14 protein-coding genes are annotated in these 17,997 nt (G+C 46.0%); 6 read left to right on the top strand and 8 right to left on the bottom strand.

From position 1 onward, the window contains the following. Positions 1 to 54 precede the first annotated feature (54 nt). The 6 genes from R7Q47_RS10200 to R7Q47_RS10175 all read left to right on the top strand — a co-directional run bounded on the left by R7Q47_RS10200 (position 55) and on the right by R7Q47_RS10175 (position 6,129). The gene (locus tag R7Q47_RS10200; RefSeq protein ID WP_017635908.1) at positions 55 to 423 is read left to right on the top strand and encodes a YacL family protein; all 369 of its coding nucleotides are present in this window, start codon (positions 55 to 57) and stop codon (positions 421 to 423) included. Positions 424 to 611: 188 nt separating this feature from the next. Continuing rightward, entirely contained in the window at positions 612 to 950 is a 339-nt protein-coding gene (locus R7Q47_RS10195) for a P-II family nitrogen regulator (protein ID WP_005386570.1), read from the top strand. A gap of 27 nt (positions 951 to 977) precedes the next feature. Beyond that, the gene (locus R7Q47_RS10190) at positions 978 to 2,207 is read left to right on the top strand and encodes an ammonium transporter (protein WP_047102648.1); all 1,230 of its coding nucleotides are present in this window, start codon (positions 978 to 980) and stop codon (positions 2,205 to 2,207) included. A gap of 152 nt (positions 2,208 to 2,359) precedes the next feature. After that, positions 2,360 to 3,373, top strand: a complete 1,014-nt coding sequence (locus R7Q47_RS10185) for a Fe(3+) ABC transporter substrate-binding protein (RefSeq protein WP_005386566.1) — start codon at positions 2,360 to 2,362, stop codon at positions 3,371 to 3,373. Positions 3,374 to 3,472: 99 nt separating this feature from the next. Continuing rightward, complete coding sequence (locus R7Q47_RS10180; RefSeq protein WP_154205054.1) at positions 3,473 to 5,098, top strand: ABC transporter permease; 1,626 nt, start codon at positions 3,473 to 3,475, stop codon at positions 5,096 to 5,098. After that, positions 5,098 to 6,129 carry an ABC transporter ATP-binding protein gene (locus R7Q47_RS10175; RefSeq protein WP_005380055.1) on the top strand — a complete coding sequence of 344 codons (1,032 nt, stop codon included), beginning with the start codon at positions 5,098 to 5,100 and terminating at the stop codon, positions 6,127 to 6,129. Before R7Q47_RS10180 ends, R7Q47_RS10175 begins: the two co-directional genes overlap by 1 nt. A 157-nt stretch (positions 6,130 to 6,286) precedes the next feature. Here R7Q47_RS10175 and R7Q47_RS10170 read toward each other — a convergent pair whose 3' ends face one another. From R7Q47_RS10170 to R7Q47_RS10135, 8 genes are all read right to left on the bottom strand, one after another. Further along, on the bottom strand, positions 6,287 to 7,699 hold the full coding sequence (locus R7Q47_RS10170; RefSeq protein WP_025768194.1) for a phosphoglucomutase/phosphomannomutase family protein: 1,413 nt from the start codon (positions 7,697 to 7,699) through the stop codon (positions 6,287 to 6,289). Positions 7,700 to 7,824: 125 nt separating this feature from the next. Beyond that, a complete protein-coding gene (locus R7Q47_RS10165) occupies positions 7,825 to 10,233 on the bottom strand; it encodes a GH36-type glycosyl hydrolase domain-containing protein (RefSeq protein ID WP_154205055.1) in 2,409 nt (802 codons plus the stop codon). A gap of 84 nt (positions 10,234 to 10,317) precedes the next feature. Continuing rightward, a complete protein-coding gene (locus tag R7Q47_RS10160) occupies positions 10,318 to 12,237 on the bottom strand; it encodes a beta-N-acetylhexosaminidase (protein WP_005380048.1) in 1,920 nt (639 codons plus the stop codon). Positions 12,238 to 12,245: 8 nt separating this feature from the next. Next, complete coding sequence (locus tag R7Q47_RS10155; RefSeq protein ID WP_154205056.1) at positions 12,246 to 13,136, bottom strand: N-acetylglucosamine kinase; 891 nt, start codon at positions 13,134 to 13,136, stop codon at positions 12,246 to 12,248. Positions 13,137 to 13,138: 2 nt separating this feature from the next. Next, positions 13,139 to 14,878: a glycoside hydrolase family 9 protein gene (locus R7Q47_RS10150; protein WP_154205057.1), complete on the bottom strand. Its 1,740-nt coding sequence runs from the start codon at positions 14,876 to 14,878 to the stop codon at positions 13,139 to 13,141. A gap of 63 nt (positions 14,879 to 14,941) precedes the next feature. After that, positions 14,942 to 15,937 carry an ABC transporter ATP-binding protein gene (locus R7Q47_RS10145; RefSeq protein ID WP_005380041.1) on the bottom strand — a complete coding sequence of 332 codons (996 nt, stop codon included), beginning with the start codon at positions 15,935 to 15,937 and terminating at the stop codon, positions 14,942 to 14,944. Positions 15,938 to 15,984: 47 nt separating this feature from the next. Next, positions 15,985 to 16,968, bottom strand: coding sequence for an ABC transporter ATP-binding protein (locus R7Q47_RS10140; RefSeq protein WP_005380040.1), 984 nt, complete (start codon positions 16,966 to 16,968; stop codon positions 15,985 to 15,987). A gap of 2 nt (positions 16,969 to 16,970) precedes the next feature. Next, complete coding sequence (locus R7Q47_RS10135; RefSeq protein WP_025768199.1) at positions 16,971 to 17,996, bottom strand: ABC transporter permease; 1,026 nt, start codon at positions 17,994 to 17,996, stop codon at positions 16,971 to 16,973. Between the last annotated feature and the right edge of the window lies 1 nt (position 17,997).

The raw sequence follows: 17,997 nt of genomic DNA, 5'->3' as shown, positions 1-17,997 counted from the left end.
TATGGGAGCAATTCGCTATACTCGCACCAAATTGATACGAAATAGGCAATCTCGGTGGAATTTGAATTCATTCGTAACACGTTGATGGGCGAGTACTACGTAAAATGTAGCATGGGACATGAGATTGTAGGACGCTGGTTGCAAGAAGAAATTGGCAAAGATCCGATGAAGATTGCACAGGTTGAAAAGCTAATTGAGCGGTCATTTTCAGCGCCTTCTCAGGAGCATAACCTAACAGGCACGGAAATTAGCTTGATGATTCAGGGCGACGAAGTTCTTGTACAAGAAAACGCATTAGCCCATGAATATGATGTCGAGATGGAAAGTGAGTTCGACTTCTACAATGCAGAAAGTACAGCAAGTTGTGGGATAGAGGATTTCATGGCACTTATCGAACAGTGGAAAGACTTTTTGAACATTTAATGCACAGTTTTGGGTAACTTCTCTGCCGTTGCTTTAAATTTGTGAAAAGGGCGCACCGATATGGTGCGCCCTTTTTGTTTATAGATATGTAAATTGAGGTTAGTTTTTATTATTCAATAACTTAAAAACTTGGCACGTAGATTGGATTATAAGAAGTGTTTCAGGATGAAAGCTTCGGAGATAACTCAATGAAAATAATCAATGCCATTATTAAGCCGTTTAAATTAGACGATGTACGAGAAGCATTGGCTGATGTCGGTATCGAAGGGATGACAGTATCAGAAGTTAAAGGGTTCGGTCGTCAAAAAGGTCACACGGAATTGTACCGCGGTGCAGAGTATCAAGTCGATTTTCTACCAAAGGTGAAAATTGAAATCGCGACTCACGCAGACAATGTAGATCGCGTTGTTGAAGCAATTACAAAAGCTGCGCAAACCGGAAAAATCGGCGACGGTAAAATTTTTGTTTACGATCTGAACCAAGCGGTGCGTATCCGAACTGGCGAAATGGACGCAGAAGCACTTTAAGAATTCAAAGGATTGGAGATACTTATTATGGAATTAGCAACAACAGTAACCGAGTTACGTTACGCACTTGACACCTTTTTCTTCCTCATTTCCGGTGCGTTGGTAATGTGGATGGCAGCAGGCTTTGCGATGCTAGAGGCTGGCCTTGTGCGCTCTAAAAACACAACAGAAATTCTTACGAAGAACATCTGTTTGTACGCTATCGCATGTACGATGTTTCTGATTGTCGGTTATAACATCATGTATGTCGATAATGGAGAAGGAGGCTGGTTACCTTCATTTGGTACGCTAATTGGTACTCAAGGTGAAGGGGCCGACCACTCTTTAGAGTCTGACTTCTTCTTCCAAGTTGTCTTCGTTGCAACTGCCATGTCCGTCGTTTCTGGTGCGGTAGCTGAGCGCATGAAGCTTTGGTCTTTCTTGATTTTCTCTGCGATTTTAACTGCGTTTATCTATCCAATGGAAGGTTACTGGACATGGGGTGGAGGCTTCCTAGCAGAAGCTGGATTTAGTGACTTTGCGGGTTCTGGTATCGTACATATGGCAGGTGCTTCTGCTGCTCTTGCTGGTGTGTTACTGCTTGGCGCGCGTAAGGGTAAGTACGGTAAAAATGGTGAAATCTATCCGATTCCAGGTTCTAACATGCCTTTGGCAACGTTGGGTACTTTTATCCTTTGGTTTGGCTGGTTTGGATTTAACGGTGGCTCTCAGTTGATGGTTTCAGATTTTGAGAATGCTACAGCGGTAGGTCAGATCTTTCTAAACACTAACGCAGCAGCGGCTGCCGGTGCAATTGCGGCGCTATTCGTTTGTAAAACTACTTGGGGTAAAGCCGATTTAACGATGATTCTCAATGGCGCGCTAGCTGGCTTGGTTGCCATCACTGCAGACCCTCTATCGCCATCACCACTGTACGCGGTTGCGATTGGTGCGGTGTCGGGTGCACTAGTAGTATTCAGTATCATTGCTCTAGATAAACTTAAAATTGACGATCCAGTAGGTGCTATCTCAGTTCACGGTGTGTGTGGTTTCTTCGGCCTAATGGTAGTGCCACTGAGCAACGGTGATGCAACGTTTGGTGCACAGCTTTTAGGTGCCGTAGTTATCTTTGCTTGGGTATTTGGTGCCAGCCTAGTTGTGTGGGCAATCTTGAAAGCAACCGTTGGGATTCGCGTTACAGAAGATGAAGAAATGGAAGGTATGGACATGCATGATTGTGGTGTTGGTGCTTACCCAGAGTTTGTTACGGTGAAATAATCATTAGCTTGTAATAAATGGTTACACACTTAACACAATAAAACCTGCTCCGATGAGCAGGTTTTTTAATATTCGTCATTGTCTTCTTATTGAACATACATATAATAACGCAACTGATAAACGTTATCATTAGCATGGTAAAGGATTAAACAATGAAAAAACTGCTAACTCTTTCAGCACTAACTTGCGCTACTCTAGCTCCAACAGCAATGGCTGCTGAAGAAGTGAACGTCTACTCTTACCGTCAACCTTTCCTAGTTGAACCTATGTTCAATGAGTTCACTAAAGAAACTGGTATCAAAGTAAACGTAAAATTTGCTAAAAAAGGCTTAGCAGAAAAGCTAGCTCAAGAAGGTGAGTACAGCCCTGCTGACGTTATTCTTACGACAGACATCAGCCGTCTAGCTGAACTGACAAACAAAGGTTTAGTTCAGAAAGTCGATAGCAAAATCATTGAAGAAAACGTACCTGCTCAATACCAAGATAAAGAGAATGAGTGGTTTGCTCTAACTCTACGTTCTCGTAGCGTTTATTCATCACGTGATCGCGTAGGTAAACTAGGCGCAGATTTCAACTACGCAGACTTAGCTAAGCCAGAGTTCAAAGGTAAAATTTGTACTCGTAGCGGTAAGCACCCGTACAACGTTTCTCTAGTTTCAGCAATGATTGCTCACAATGGCGAAGCAGAAACCAAAGAGTGGTTAGAAGGCGTGAAAGCAAACCTTGCTCGCAAACCACAAGGCAACGATCGTGCACAAGTTAAAGCGATCAAAGAAGGCCTATGTGATGTTTCTCTAGGTAACAGCTACTACCTAGGTAAAATGGTTAACGACAAAGAGCAAAAAGCTTGGGCTGATGCAGTTTACATCAACTTCCCTAACCAAGAGACTACAGGCACTCACGTGAATATCTCTGGTATGGCGATGGCTAAGTACTCTCCAAACAAAGACAATGCTGTGAAGCTAATGGAATTCCTAACGGGTGACAAAGCGCAGCAAATGTACGCAGAAGTTAACTACGAGTACCCAGTTAAAGAAGGCGTGAAGCGTTCTGAGCTTGTGGAATCTTGGGGTGACTTTAAAGCAGACAAGCTTTCTCTAGACGATATTGCAGCCAACCACGAAGCGGCAATTAAGCTATTAGATGAAGTGAAATTTGACCTTTAATTCCTTGTGGGGGTATAACAGTACCCCCATTTGATTAAAGGATATGAGATGTATTTGCAACAGCATTTGTATTTCATACAGCCTTGCAGTAATTAGGCGATGAAAGATAAACACTCTTTATGGAAAACCAGTAGTGGGGTAATAACTCTGCTACTGGTTTTGCCGATCTTAGCGATCTTCTACACCGCAATTGGTGAAACGGATGATTTGTTTGCTCATTTAATGGCAACGGTCATGCCGACTTATATTTTTAACACGGTTGCGCTAACTGTTGGCGTAATGGTGCTGTCCTTAATTCTTGGTATTCCAAGCGCTTGGATAATGGCCATGTGTAAACTGCCGACCGAAAAATGGTTGCAGTGGGCATTGGTGCTACCTCTTGCAATGCCAGGTTATATCATTGGTTATATTTTTACTGATTGGTTTGATTTTGCAGGCCCGATTCAGATCTTTTTGCGTGATGTAACCGGATGGGGACCTGGCGAGTATTGGTTCCCTGACATTCGTACGTTGCCTGGTGCGACCTTTGTGTTGGCTTTGGTGTTGTATCCTTACGTGTATTTATTGTGCCGGGCTGCGTTTATGGAGCAAAATGTATCTTTATTGCAAAGCGCGCGTTTGCTCAAGTGCTCTCCATGGGAAAGCTTTTGGCGCATCTCGATGCCGTTAGTAAGACCCTCTATCGCAGTGGGTTTATCATTGGTCGCAATGGAGACCATCGGTGACTTTGGTACGGTAAGTTACTTCGCGGTGAATACGTTAACCACAGCGGTCTACGATACTTGGTTGGGGTACTCTAATCTTAATGCGGCAGCCAAGATTTCTGCCATGATGCTCGTCATTGTAGTACTGCTTCTTAGTGCCGAACGATACAGCCGCCGTAAACAAAAGCTTTTTCAAAGCCAATTTAACAGTCACGAAGATTTTCGTTACGAGTTGACGGGCTGGAAAAAGTGGACCGCACTGGTTTGGTGTTGGGGCTTGGTTTCAGTCGCTTTTATTTTGCCGCTACTACAGCTGATTGATTATGCGATCACTTATTTTGCGCAGAGTTGGACCTCAGAGTTTCGTGAATACGCATGGAATAGCTTAGTTGTGTCTGTTATTGCTGCGATTATTGGTGTTGCTGTCGCACTGATCGTTAACTTTACCCATCGAGTCAGTGGTAAACGAGAAAGCTTGGCATTTATGCGTCTTTCTTCTATGGGCTATGCAGTACCAGGAACGGTACTAGCCATCGGTGTGATGGTCGCTGTGCTGTTTATGGATCATCGTGTCAACGATATTGCTAAAGCGATGGAGTGGGGTAGACCGGGACTGATCTTCTCAGGATCTATGTTTGCTCTGATTTTCGCGATGGTTGTGCGCTTTTCCGCGGTAGCGATTGGTAGTATCGAAAGTAATTTAAATAAAATTTCTCCGTCGTTAGATATGGCATCGCGCACTATGGGTTGTAAGCCCAATGCCATGCTGTGGCGCGTGCACTTTCCGCTGGTTAAGCGCGGTGCACTGATTGCGGCTTTATTAGTGTTTATCGAGTCGATGAAAGAGCTTAATGCGGCTTTGTTACTTCGTCCGTTTAACTTTGAAACACTAGCCACATACGTTTATAACTTCGCCTCGGATGAGCATTTAGAATTGGCCGCTTTGCCAGCGGTTCTGTTGGTTCTTGTTGGGTTGATCCCGCTTGTTGTTGTTAACCGTTCACTGGAGCAAAATCACTGATGAGCTGTGCATTATCAATTAAAAACCTAACGTGCCAATATGACGATCAAACTGTACTCGAATCATTGTCTCTTGAGGTAGAACAAGGGCAGATTGTCTGTTTGCTAGGAGCCAGTGGCTGTGGGAAAACAACACTATTAAAGGCCGTTGCGGGATTATTGCCGTTAACGTCAGGCGAAATGAGTCTAAATTGCGTCACAATTGATGATGGGGAAAACTGGTTGCCGCCAGAACAGCGTAATATCGGGATGATTTTCCAAGATTACGCACTTTTTCCTCACTTGACGGTGGAGCAAAACATTGCCTTTGGCTTAAAGCAGTGCTCGACAAAAGAGAAAAATGCCAAAGTTCAAGAGATGTTAGAACTCGTGCATCTTCAAGGTTATGGCGATCGTTATCCTCATCAATTGTCTGGTGGACAGCAGCAGCGTGTTGCGATTGCTCGCTCATTAGCTTACAGCCCAGACTTATTGTTACTTGATGAACCGTTTTCTAATATTGATACGCAAGTTCGCCATGAGTTGATAAGTGAGATCCGTAAGATTTTTAAGGCGCAAGGCGTGACTGCCATTTTTGTTACGCATAGCCGTGAAGAGGCTTTTGCTTTCGCCGATAAAATGGCAGTGATGAACAATGGAGTCATCGAGCAATATGGCACAGCATCTGAACTTTACTACCAGCCTTCAAGTAAATTTGTCGCTGATTTCTTAGGTGGTGGCAGTTACCTTGCTGCTAAACGGGTTTCGAATTCAGAATATGAAACCCACTTGGGCGTGGTTGAAGCCACGGCTCAACAAGATATTCCAGTACAGGCGGAGTGCTCTTTACTGCTAAGACCGCAGCATGTGCAAATTCAATCCGATGAAGATAGTTCGGTAACCGTATTGGAACAGCATTTTATGGGTGATCACTGCCGTTATGTGATTAACGCGAATGGTGATCGTTTGTTAGCTACAGCTTCGCAAGCATTAAATATAGGTGAGTCCGTCGCGGTGAAAATTGAAACGCAAGGCGTCCTGGCATTTGCTTAACGCTCCTGAGTATCTTTGCTATCTCGTTTACGACTTTCCAACATACAATAAAAAAGCCCGGCTGTGGAGCCGGGCAAGTGCTCTTCTCCTGTTGATGAGCGCCTTTTCAGACAGCGTTGACTCTCATCATAGTGCGCGAAGCGGGCACAAGGTTCAGTTATAAAGACAAGAAGTCTTTAAACTGTTGAAGAACACGTTCCGCAGTGTCCTTATCTTGCATCTCTGCAAAAATTCGTAGCAGTGGCTCAGTGCCAGAGAAGCGAGCGATGATCCAACCGCCGTTCTTGAAGTAGACTTTCGCGCCATCTTCATAGCTGACTTTTTCGATTTCAAACTCAAACTCAGGCAACTGTTTTTCAACATAAATTTTGTTGAACAGAACGTCCTTTTGCGCTGGTTTGAACTTACAATCGCCTTCTGCCATGTAGGCATAGCCGTACTTGCCGTAGATTTCATCCAGCAACTCAGACAGCTTCTTGCCGGTTACTGAAATCATTTCTACCAATAGGCTTGATGCGAATACGCCGTCTTTACCTTTGATGTGGCCGCGAATGGTTAGGCCACCAGAGCTTTCCCCGCCAATCAGTGAGTCATCCGCTTCCATTTGGGAACTAATGTGCTTAAAGCCTACAGGAACCTCAAAGCATTTCTCGCCATGATCTTCGGCGACTTTATCGAGAAGGTGGGTGGTTGCGATGTTACGTACCACGGAGCCTTTCCAGCCTTTGTATTCAAGTAGGTAGTAGTAAAGCAGCAGTAGCACTTCATTTGGATGAATGAAGTTACCTTTTTCGTCGATAATACCAAGACGGTCCGCATCGCCATCAGTACCGATGCCAATATCGTAACCTTGCTCTTTCACTAGGTGCATCAAACGGTAGAGTGTTGCAGCGCTTGGCGAAGGCATTAACCCACCGAAATCTGGGTTTTTGCCATCGTTAATCACATCAACGTCACAGCGGCCGTTGATTAATACGGTTTGCAGTGCGTTTTTCGCGACACCAAACATTGGGTCGATCAAAACACGTAAATTCGCCTTCTTGATCGCTTCGATGTCGATAAAGTCGATGATTGAGTCAACGAATTCGTTCATCGGATTGATGATTTCAATCAGCTTATCTTCAACCGCTTGTTCAAAGTCGACGCTTTTTACATCGTGCGCAGTGAGCGCGTCTATTTGTGATTCGATTTTTTGGGTGATGATTTCATCTGCGTCACGACCGCCTTCAATGAAGACTTTAATGCCGTTGTAATCGGCAGGGTTGTGTGATGCGGTAATACATGCCGAGTATGCGCAGCCCATTTCTTTCGCTTTAAACATTACGATAGGTGTTGGGACAAATTTGTCGATAAAGCTAACCACAATGCCGTTTGCTGCTAGAACTTCAGCGAACCAACGACCTGCTTTATCGGAAAGAAAACGACGGTCATAGCCAATCACAAAACCGCGATCAGCAACCGATTCGTTATTCGTGATGTTTGCAACTGCTTGAGCGACCAAACGTACATTATCTTTGGTGAACTCCTCACCGATAAATGCACGCCAACCGCCTGTACCAAATTTGATCATGATTCGATCCTCGATAAGAGCGGCATCCCACCGCGTCTTAAATCTTTGCTAGCGAACCGATGCAATTGTAAAACATAAATGCACCGGATAAATCAAAAGGGGAGAAGGACTCCCCCAAAAGATGATTAACCTAGAGTAACGATAACTTCGTTTACTGAACCTTCCGCTTGAACTGGGACAGAGGCACCATTCACTGCATCACCGTTCACAGTAATCGACTTAACGCCTTTGCTTACTGAGTCTGGGTTAACTACTTTGATGTTGTACGTTGCACCTAGCCATTGACGAGTCACTTCGAAACCAGGCCAGTTCGTTGGGATACATGGATCGATAGTTAGGCCATCGAAGCCTGTACGCACACCAAGGATAAAGTTGGTAACAGCGAAGTAAGCCCAGCCAGATGTACCTGTTAACCATGGGTGGTTTGCACGACCGTGGTCTTGGTGGTCACGACCCATGATGAACTGTACGTATGAGTAAGGTTCTGCAATACGTTTTTCGATGATGTCGTTCTGGTTGTATGGGTTAAGTGCATCGTAGAACTTCATTGCACGATCACCACGACCCAGTTTCGCTTCAGCTACCCAAGCCCATGGATTTGGATGCGAGAAGATCGCACCGTTCTCTTTTACGCCTTGGTAAACACGAGTTACGAAGCCGATATCATCATTCGGTGTTGCAAAAGATGGTGAGTTTAGGTGAAGGCCGTATTCAGAGAACAGGTTCTCATCGACAGCGTCCATCGCTTTTTCGCCGCGCTCTTGAGATACCGCACCAGAAAGTACCGCAAGTGTGTTTGACTCTAGGTGTACACGACCTTCTTTTTGTTGCGCTGTACCGATCTTTTCGCCGTTTTTCGTTAGACCACGGATATACCAGCCGCCTTCTTCGTCCCAAAGGTGGGTTTCACACGCTTCACGAACGTTTGCTGCCATCACCGTGTATTTTTCAACGTCGGCTTCTTTCCCTAGGTATTTAGCTAGGTCGATGAACTCCTGCAGTGCCCAGAAATGTAGGAAAGACACCATTGACGATTCGCCGCCACCTAGGTTCAGACAGTCGTTCCAGTCTGCACGCAGACCTTTACAGATACCGGTTTGACCTACGTATTCAGCCGAGAAGTCTAGCGCGGCTTTCATGTGGTCATAAACCGTTGCATCGCCACCGTCGGCGTAAGGGATCACTTCGTCGAAGAAGCTGTGCTCACCGGTTTCCATCACGTACTTACAGATGGTTGGAACTAGCCATAGGTGATCATCAGAACAAGTGTCTTCGATGCCGTGAATTTTGTCTTCATCAGAAGGTGTTGGAACTACGGTTGGAGATTTAGATGGTTTAACATCAGCTTTTTCTGGATCAAACCAATCTGGATCGAATAGGTGTAGACCGTAGCCCGCTTTTACTTGGCCGCGCAGTAGGTCAACGATACGTTTGCGCGTCATTGCTGGGTTAGCGTGAGGAACTGAGATTGCATCTTGCGCTGTATCGCGGTAACCAAGACCAGTACGGCCTCCCACCTCGATGAATGAAGCAAAGCGAGACCACACCACACAAGTTTCCGCTTGGTATAACGTCCAAGCGTTGATCATGGTATCTAGACCTTCGTTTGGTGATTTCACTTGGAACTTGCCACAGCGCTCATCCCAGTGTGTTTTGATACCCGCAAATGCGTTGTCGACTTCTGCAAGGTCTTGGTACTTAGCACGTAGACGCTCACCGTTGCCTTTACCGATACCTAGAATGTAAGCAAAGCGAACTTCTTCACCCGGCTGAATAGTAAATTGCTTATGCAAAGAGCCACAGTGGTTGTAACACGTTTGTGCTGTATTGAAACACTTACCTTGTTCTACCGCTAACGGGTTTGCTTCGTCGCGGTATAGGCCTAGGAAGCTGTCACGTTGGCCGTCGTATGAATCTGGGTCAAATGTTGAAGCTAGGTAGTAGAAGCCTTCGAAATCGTTGGTGTTGTAGTACAGGTCGTACTCGATCACGCCTTCGTTGTAAGCCGTACCTGCCGAGTACAGAGACATCTGATGGTTTTGGTTATCAGATTGAATGTGGCTGAATGAGAACTCAACAAATGAGAATGCACTGATCGTACGTGGTTTGCCAGAGGTGTTTTTAATCACTACATCCCAGATTTCAGCGTCTTCGCCTTTTGGCACGAACAGAGTTTTTGTTGCGGTAATACCGCTGTATTCACATTTGAACTTAGAGTAAGACAAGCCGTGACGAACTTCGTAGTTTGCTTCGTCTAGGCTCTTCGCAACTGGTTGCCAAGAGATTGACCAGTAATCACCTGTCTCATCATCACGCAAGTAAACGTAGTGTCCTGGGCGATCGAATGTCGCATTTGGACGGAATTTAGTAACACGGTTGTATTCTGGAGAGTTGTAGAACGAGTAGCCACCCGCGTTGTGCGAGATAACCGTACAGAACTTCTCAGTACCTAGGTAGTTGGTCCATGGTGCTGGTACGTCAGGGCGAGTGATGACGTATTCGCGATTCTCGTTATCGAAATAGCCGTATTTCATTTGTGTCTTTCCTTTTTACGAAGCTGCATCAGCAGCCAAAATTTAAAAACTCTTCAAGCGTGATGTTTCGACATCAGTTTTGTATTACTTCCACGGTTTACGGTAATTCACTCCCTGCAAATCAAGCAGAGGTAGATGGCCTTTCAAGCGTGATAAATAGTCGGTCCAATCTCGGTGTTGTTTGTCTGTCCAACATGCTTCTGCCATTGCAGTTAAACGAGGGAAGATCATGTAGTCCATGCGAGGTTGGTTATTGATAATTTCGCACCATAATGCTGTTTGAATGCCCCAAATGCGCTTACGTATTGGGTCGTCGGCAGGCACTTCAGCGAGCGGCTCGTAGTTGTAAGCTTTTTCTAGTGGCAGTGGGTTTGCCCAGTCCACGCCCGGTTCTTCAGGTGCGTAGTCTTGGGTCATATCTAGGTAAGTGGTTTGTGCTGGTTGCAGCACCACATCAAAGCCTTGGCGAGCACAGTTCAAGGCCGCTTCTTCGCTTAGCCATGAGTAGATCACCGTATCTTTACTGACTTTGTCGCCGTGTTGAGCTTCTTCCCAGCCCAGCATGCGTTTGCCCAATTTACGAAGTTTGTCTTCGGCATAACGTAAGAAGTGTCCTTGCAAATCTTTGTAGTCGCTGTAACCCAGTTGTTCCATTAGTGCTTGGCATGCTGGGCTTTTTGACCATACGCCGTTAGGTACTTCGTCGGCACCAATATGAACGTAAGGCGCAGGAAAAAGTGCAGAGACTTCTTCTAGCACTTTGTCGATAAATTCATAACTCCCCGGCAGAGCAGGGTTAATGACGTTGTCGTTGTAATGCTGAATACTGCGGTATTCGGTGGTATCTTCCGCTTCTACCAATAGGTGTGGTAACGACTTGATGGCGGCTCGACAATGACCAGGTACATCAATTTCAGGAATGATGGTGATGCCGCGTTGCGATGCAAATTCGATAACGTCTTTGATGTCTTCTTGTGTGTAGAAGCCGCCGTAACGTTCATCAAAGTGCGTGTACTGTGGTTCATTGATCTCATCCAATCCGCGCCAAGCACCAATATCGGTCAGTTGAGGCAGTGATTTGATTTCAATTCGCCAACCCTCATCGTCGGTAAGATGCCAATGGAACGTATTGAACTTGTAATGAGCCAGTTGGTTGATCAAGCGTTTGACTTGCTTAACGGAGTGAAAATGACGAGCACAATCCAGCATCATACCGCGGTAACGAAAACGTGGCCTGTCCTTGATTGAACAGCAAACTACTTCCATTGAGTTAGGTTGATCGCCAACTTTGATTAGTTGTAATAACGTTGCACAAGCATGGGTAAAACCAGACGAAGATCCTGCTTCAATTTTGATTGACTCTTCGGCTACTTTCAGTTTGTAAGCGCCTTCATCCAAGGTTGGGTTGCCTTTGAAGATGATCTGACTGCCATTGTCTGATGCGAACTCAAATTGGTGAATGCGCTTAAGCTCATCAAGTAGCCATTCTTTAGCTGAATTGGCCAGGCTTGAATAAACCGCGACGCCAGCATGATGATCAAAGCTAAAATAGTGATCGCTGACCTCAATATGGTTTGGTTTTGGCAGCAAGGGCTGTGCATGGGTTAAACTTGCAGGAATCTCACTGCGTTCACGGTATGGTGAAGCTAATACGATAGGCGTGACATCCACTTGTGCGCGCTGTGGGTTTCCATCAACGACAAAGTTGATCATCGCTTCGTTAAAGCCATCCGAGTAATAACGGAATGGGTTCGAACCAATACTGAATTCACAGTAATAGTGATGGTTGGCAGCCAGTACCACCCCTTCTGGCTTAAGTGTGCAAAAACTACCAATTTGAGTCAGTTGACCATTTGAAACGCTGTCTGGAAGAATGTAACGATCGAAAGCGAAAGTTAAGCTCCAGCTGTTTAGGTCTTGGTCGCTCAAGTTATGAAAGGTGAGGCCAAAGCGGCAGTTTTGTTTCTGCTCAGAAAGGACTACGAGATCAACACGATATTCCATATCTACTCCTACGCCGCACTGAGCGAGTAAAGGTTATGTTCTGGTTTGCCAGCAAACATAATTGCGCCTTCAATCGCGTCAAACTGTGGCTCAACAATCCATTGCTGAACTGGTGGTGAAAGCCAACGTACAATGCGTTCAGCTATGCTGCCCATTAAACAAATACGTGTTGCGCCGCGCTTGTTTAATGCCACGAGAAACATTTCTATATCCGCTGCGGTTTGCTTCAGCATTTCAATGGCCAGTGCATCGCCTTGTTCCGCATGTTGGAAAATAGCCGGAGAAAACTGCCCATAATCACGAGGAAGCGCCTGTTTTGACCACGCCACCACGTTGTCGACCTCATTTTCGAAATGCGTCATAACGTGTTGTGCTAGGGGCGTTTTTTCTCTGATGCCATCTTCAGCTAACAAAACTTGCTGAACTAGGCGTAGCCCCATCACTGCGCCGCCACCTTGATCCGAAATAGGGAACTCACGACCACCGACAACATGTTGCTCGAATCCGTTAAGGTAGATGCCACAAGAACCGGTTCCCGCAATCATGATTGCGCCATCTTCGCCATTGTGTGCACCAACGCACGCACCGTAAGCATCGGTATTCATAGTTATACTGGCAAATGGATGAGGAAGAGACATGAAGGCTTGCCAAGATGCTTTGTGCTCTGCGCCAGCAAGGGCTAAGCCGACGTGCATCGACGCGAAATCTTGTTGTGTTAGACCGCCTTGCTCGGTAGCCGAAGTGATGGATTCAAGAATCGAAGCCATTGCTATTTCAGCACCTAGCATGATGTTGGCACTGCCGCTTTTGGCCTCGCCAAGAAAATTACCTTGTGAATCTTTAATCCTGGCTCGACATGACGTGCCGCCACCATCGATACCGACAAAATACATTCCCATGATTATTCTTCCTTCATATTTTTAGAGGTCGCCAACTGAGAAACATGCTGAGCTTGACTGATTATCGCGAGTAAGTACCAAGCGCCATGCGGGATCCATTGTTCGCCCCAGCGCCAGTTTTGTAACACGTCTTCTTTTTGTGCTGGTGGATTAAATGCAATGTCTTCCTCGTCTTCAAAGCCGCCAGTGATTCCGTTACACACGCCACCTTTTGCGTTGAAGAAACCATATTGAGGGAGGTAATCAGGGTTGTTACGACCATGGCCATCTAGCATGCACATGTCGTATGGGTTTAAGCCTACAACCCAGTTCAATGCATCTTGAGCAAACACAGAAAGTTGTTGCAGTACTTCTTGCGACGCTATATGCGGTTGAGCAAGGTACGCCATGGTCGCGAGTGAGCCCAGTCGAGCATTCTCGCCTTGCCACCAATAGCCGGATTCATTGTTGTGTGCGACAAAAAATGCCTCGCGTTTTGACTCATTTACGCCTTTAACATATTGGCGAGGGTAACCGAATGGGTTGATCACTTTATTCGATATTGTGATCTCAAACTCACACGCTAGGTTGACGATACGTTTTACCGATTCCGCTCGTGCTGAGTCGTCTTCAATTGATAGATATTCGCATAGGGCAATAACTGGTAGACCAGCTTCGGCTGCGTGAAAATATGGACGGCTGCCGTCTTGGTTTGCTGACCAAAAGTGTTGAATCTGCTCGTCGCTCATTTGGCGTGCAACTAAACGTTGCGCCCACAAACGGCTCTCTTTCAAGTAGCGAGTTTCTTTGGTTGCTTTAAACAGTTCTACACAAGCCAGTAGCGCACAGTATTCGTCGATAATGTTTTCTTCCCCATCATTGAGGTACTGTGTATTGTGCTCTTTTAAGTGCCAGTAACCATTTTCGGCAGCGTTGCGGTATTTTTGTTGATCGTATTCACCGTGAACACTTAAACGCGACGCTGCCGCTAGCGCTGCAATGGCGACACCGCCACCTTGTCGAAAGCCTGCTTGATAGTCGTCAAATTTGTGACCAAGTTGAGTTTCGTACGCGCAAATCTCGCGTTGCGCAGTATCTTTGCTCCACTTGTCAAAGACCGTCATGTAGAAAAAGCCTTTTTCGTTTTGCATACGCACAAGAAAGTCTGCACCGAACAGGGCTTCTTCAATCAGACGTGTACGTGTGAAAGCTGCAATGTCTTCGCTTCCTTCAAGCAACGAAACCCCTTTTAGGATGTTCCAAACCACCATTGGGGTTTGTTGAGGATTCAGATAATTCGCGTATGAAAGGTGACTTAAATACTTGCTAACGTCTCCTGATGCGTCGTACCAGCCGCCGTGTACATCAACCTTTTTATTGGAGTTTAGTACTGGAAGTTGTCGATCTTGTTGATCGAAGATCCCGCCGCAACGTTGCGATTTGAAGTAATGGATCACATCTGACAAAGTTTGATCCAACAGAATGTGTTCGCCAACGATGAAAGAGGAAGAGCGCGTATCTTCTACTTGCAAGAAATAGTCACCTGACGTTGTGAAAGAGGAAAAGTCGATGAGGTAGAAATAGCCCTGATGCCAGTTCGCCACTTTACCTTGTTCTTCAACCGCAAAAGTTGCCACGGTTTGCTCGCTAGTGGCACAAATCAATTGAGCAGTGTAAGAAGACAAGTGTGGTTGTTCGGTCTGGATAATGGCTTTCTTTGGGCCCAGACGTTCATAACCAATGTGGTTAGTCAGTAGCAGCATTCAATGTCTCCGGGAAACGATAAAAACAGGAGTGGGTCAGGCTGAACCTGACCCTCGTTATGATTAATCTTCAAATAAGTAACAGCGGACAAAGTGGTTGTCGGACAGTTGAGTGACGCCTGGTAGTCGTTCGCGACATTTGTCGGTAGCGTGTACACAACGTCCAGCAAATGGACAGCCGACAGATTCTGGTGTCCAAAGTGGGATTTCCCCTTTGTTGCCTTTCAGTTTCTCGTGAATAGACTTCGATGGATCTGGAACCGCAGATACCAACAGTTGCGTATATGGGTGTTGAGGATCGTGAATGATTTCTTCAGTATCGCCCCATTCAACCATGTGACCTACGTACATGACCGCGAGATCTTCAGCAATGTAACGCGCTGTTGCGATGTCGTGAGTGATGTAAAGCAGAGACATTTGTTTCTCGAACTTCATCTCTTCCATCAAGTTCAGAACACCGGCACGGATTGATACATCGAGCATGGATGTTGGCTCATCCGCCAAGACTACTTCAGCTCCAACTGCGATGTTACGAGCTAGGTTTACACGTTGACGCTGACCGCCAGATAGCTGGTGCGGGAACTTTTGCGCCGTTTCTTTTGGTGGAATCAGGCCAACCTGTTCTAGTAGGTCGTACACACGCTCTTCCAGTTCTTTCTTGTTGCCCGGTGCTACTTTCTTATGAATCAGCAGCGGGCGCGCAATATGGTGGAAGATATTGTGCGTTGGGTTTAGCGAGCCAAACGGGTCTTGCCACACCATTTGTACACCTTCACGGTAGGTCATTAAATCGTGACGAGAGGTGATGTCTTGGATATCACGACCTTTGTATTCAATGATGCCATCGGTTGGTGCGTACATTTTTGCAATCATTTTTGCAGTAGTAGACTTACCTGAACCAGATTCACCTACCACTGACAAGCCGCGGCTCTTGTACATTTTGAAAGAGACGTCGTTGATTGCGCGCATCTTAGATTGTTTGATTGAGTTACTGTTTAAAGGGAAGTCCTTAACGACATTTTTACCCTCAATCAGCAGTTCGCCGAATTGTTTGCTCATAATTCTCTCCAGTGTAATTTTTGTTCTTAGCTAGCGTTTTTTTGTTGTTAAACCTTAGCTTGAGCAATGGTGTCGCCGTACAAATGGCAATTTGAGAGGCGACCTGGTTCAATTTGACGTAATTGGGTTGGTACACGTGTACATGCTTCATGTACGCGATCGCAACGAGCTTGGAAGCGGCAGCCCCGTGGTACTTCTAGCAAGTTCAACGGGTTACCTGGAATACCAGTCAATTTGGTCTTTGGTCCAGTTAGTGGAGGGAAAGAGCTACCCAAACCTTTGGTGTAAGGGTGGTAAGGACTTTCCAGAATTTGCTTAGAAGGTGCGACTTCAATCAACTCACCTGAGTACATGATGCCGATACGATCCGAGAACTCGACCATCAATGACAAGTCATGTGTGATGAACAGAATTGAGAAACCAAACTCTTCTTTAAGCGCGTAAATTTTTTGTAGAATTTCACGTTGAACCACTACATCCAATGCGGTAGTCGGTTCGTCCATGATGATCATTTTTGGGTTCAGAGCCAAAGCGATTGCGATTACTAGACGTTGACGCATACCACCAGAGAACTGGTGCGGGTAATCACTCAATCGGCTAGGGTGGATATCAACGATTTCCAGCAGACCTTCAGCGCGTGTTTTTGCTTGAGCGCGAGTCATATTGGTATGACGCATGATGACGTCACAGAACTGCTCTTCCATGGTTAGAACAGGGTTCAAAGCGTTCATCGCACTCTGGAATACCATCGACATTTCACTCCAGCGGAACGCTTGCATGCGATCATCGCTGTACTGAAGGATATCTTCACCGTTGAAGATCACCTCACCACCTGTGATAAACGCTGGCGGCTTATGAAGGCGCATTAGTGAGAAGGCAACAGTGGATTTGCCACAGCCAGATTCACCAGCCAGACCGAATACTTCACCTGGTGCAATGTCGAAGCTCACGTTGTTACAGGCGCGGACATCGCCCGCATCTGTAATATAGTCTACGCATAGGTTACGGATGGAAATTAGTGGTGCAGTCATGATTATTTATCTCCGCTCCATAGTGCATTTTGTGGTGCCAGTTCAGGCTCACGCTCTTTCTTGTCTTTTGCTGCTAGTTTTTTCCAGCGTTTCATGCCTTTGTGAGAACGAAGTTGAGGGTTCGCAATTTCGTCAACGGCAAAGTTCAACAGAGCAAGACCAGTAACCAGTAGTGTTAGGGCAATACAAGGTGCTAGTACTTCCCACCATGCGCCAATCAGCATGGCTGATGAGGTTTGCACGTTGTAAAGCATGATGCCCCAACTGATCGTGTTGGCATCACCCAAACCTAGGAACGAAATGACCGCTTCAGTGTTGATCGCCAGCATTACTGAGCCAATGAAGCTCGCACCGACAATTGGGATAAGGTTTGGTAAAATCTCAACGAAGATGATGCGGAATGAAGACTCTCCCAATACTTCGGCAGCTTTAACGAACTCTTTCTCGCGTAGTGCCATAGTTTGAGAGCGGACAACACGTGCACCCCATGCCCAAGAAGTACCAGCGATAATCAAGGCAATGGTGAGTGGGCCTGCTTCACCGATAAAGGCCGCCAACACGAATAGCAATGGATACTGCGGGATTACTAACATGATGTTCATCGCGGCACTCAATACGTCATCCACTTTGCCGCCGAAGTAACCTGCCGATATACCAATGACTGTTGCTAAGAAGCACACGATGATGCCAGCGCCAAAGCCTACACCCAGTGATACTCGTGCACCGTAAGCCACTTGCGACCAGATATCGCGACCCATTCGGCTAGTACCTAATACGTGGTCGGCCTTTTTAGACATAATCAGCGTACGACGATCGTCTGCTAGGTTTTTAGCAACCCAACCATCAGGATTGTTTTGTGCCTGTTTTACAACAAAGCTTGGGTATTCGTGCGGGTTACCGGTTCGCTTGTCTGGCGCATGCTTTGTAAGTAAAGGAGCGGCAATCGCAACGAACACGAACAGCGTAACAATGCCAAGACCAATGCGAGCGAATGCGTTACCTAAAATAAGTTTGAATAGTTCTTTCATG

The sequence above is a fragment of the Vibrio sp. Vb0349 genome, assembly GCF_033338975.1.
This window is presented reverse-complemented; position numbering and strand designations above follow the sequence as displayed.

Excerpts from the sequence above, each read along its gene's own strand:
- R7Q47_RS10170 (WP_025768194.1), bottom strand. The coding sequence starts at position 7,699 with ATGATCAAATTTGGTACAGGCGGTTGGCGTGCATTTATCGGTGAGGAG.
- R7Q47_RS10180 (WP_154205054.1), top strand. The coding sequence starts at position 3,473 with ATGAAAGATAAACACTCTTTATGGAAAACCAGTAGTGGGGTAATAACT.
- R7Q47_RS10155 (WP_154205056.1), bottom strand. The coding sequence starts at position 13,136 with ATGGGAATGTATTTTGTCGGTATCGATGGTGGCGGCACGTCATGTCGA.
- R7Q47_RS10150 (WP_154205057.1), bottom strand. The coding sequence starts at position 14,878 with ATGCTGCTACTGACTAACCACATTGGTTATGAACGTCTGGGCCCAAAG.
- R7Q47_RS10160 (WP_005380048.1), bottom strand. The coding sequence starts at position 12,237 with ATGGAATATCGTGTTGATCTCGTAGTCCTTTCTGAGCAGAAACAAAAC.
- R7Q47_RS10140 (WP_005380040.1), bottom strand. The coding sequence starts at position 16,968 with ATGACTGCACCACTAATTTCCATCCGTAACCTATGCGTAGACTATATT.
- R7Q47_RS10195 (WP_005386570.1), top strand. The coding sequence starts at position 612 with ATGAAAATAATCAATGCCATTATTAAGCCGTTTAAATTAGACGATGTA.
- R7Q47_RS10145 (WP_005380041.1), bottom strand. The coding sequence starts at position 15,937 with ATGAGCAAACAATTCGGCGAACTGCTGATTGAGGGTAAAAATGTCGTT.
- R7Q47_RS10185 (WP_005386566.1), top strand. The coding sequence starts at position 2,360 with ATGAAAAAACTGCTAACTCTTTCAGCACTAACTTGCGCTACTCTAGCT.
- R7Q47_RS10135 (WP_025768199.1), bottom strand. The coding sequence starts at position 17,996 with ATGAAAGAACTATTCAAACTTATTTTAGGTAACGCATTCGCTCGCATT.
- R7Q47_RS10190 (WP_047102648.1), top strand. The coding sequence starts at position 978 with ATGGAATTAGCAACAACAGTAACCGAGTTACGTTACGCACTTGACACC.
- R7Q47_RS10175 (WP_005380055.1), top strand. The coding sequence starts at position 5,098 with ATGAGCTGTGCATTATCAATTAAAAACCTAACGTGCCAATATGACGAT.
- R7Q47_RS10165 (WP_154205055.1), bottom strand. The coding sequence starts at position 10,233 with ATGAAATACGGCTATTTCGATAACGAGAATCGCGAATACGTCATCACT.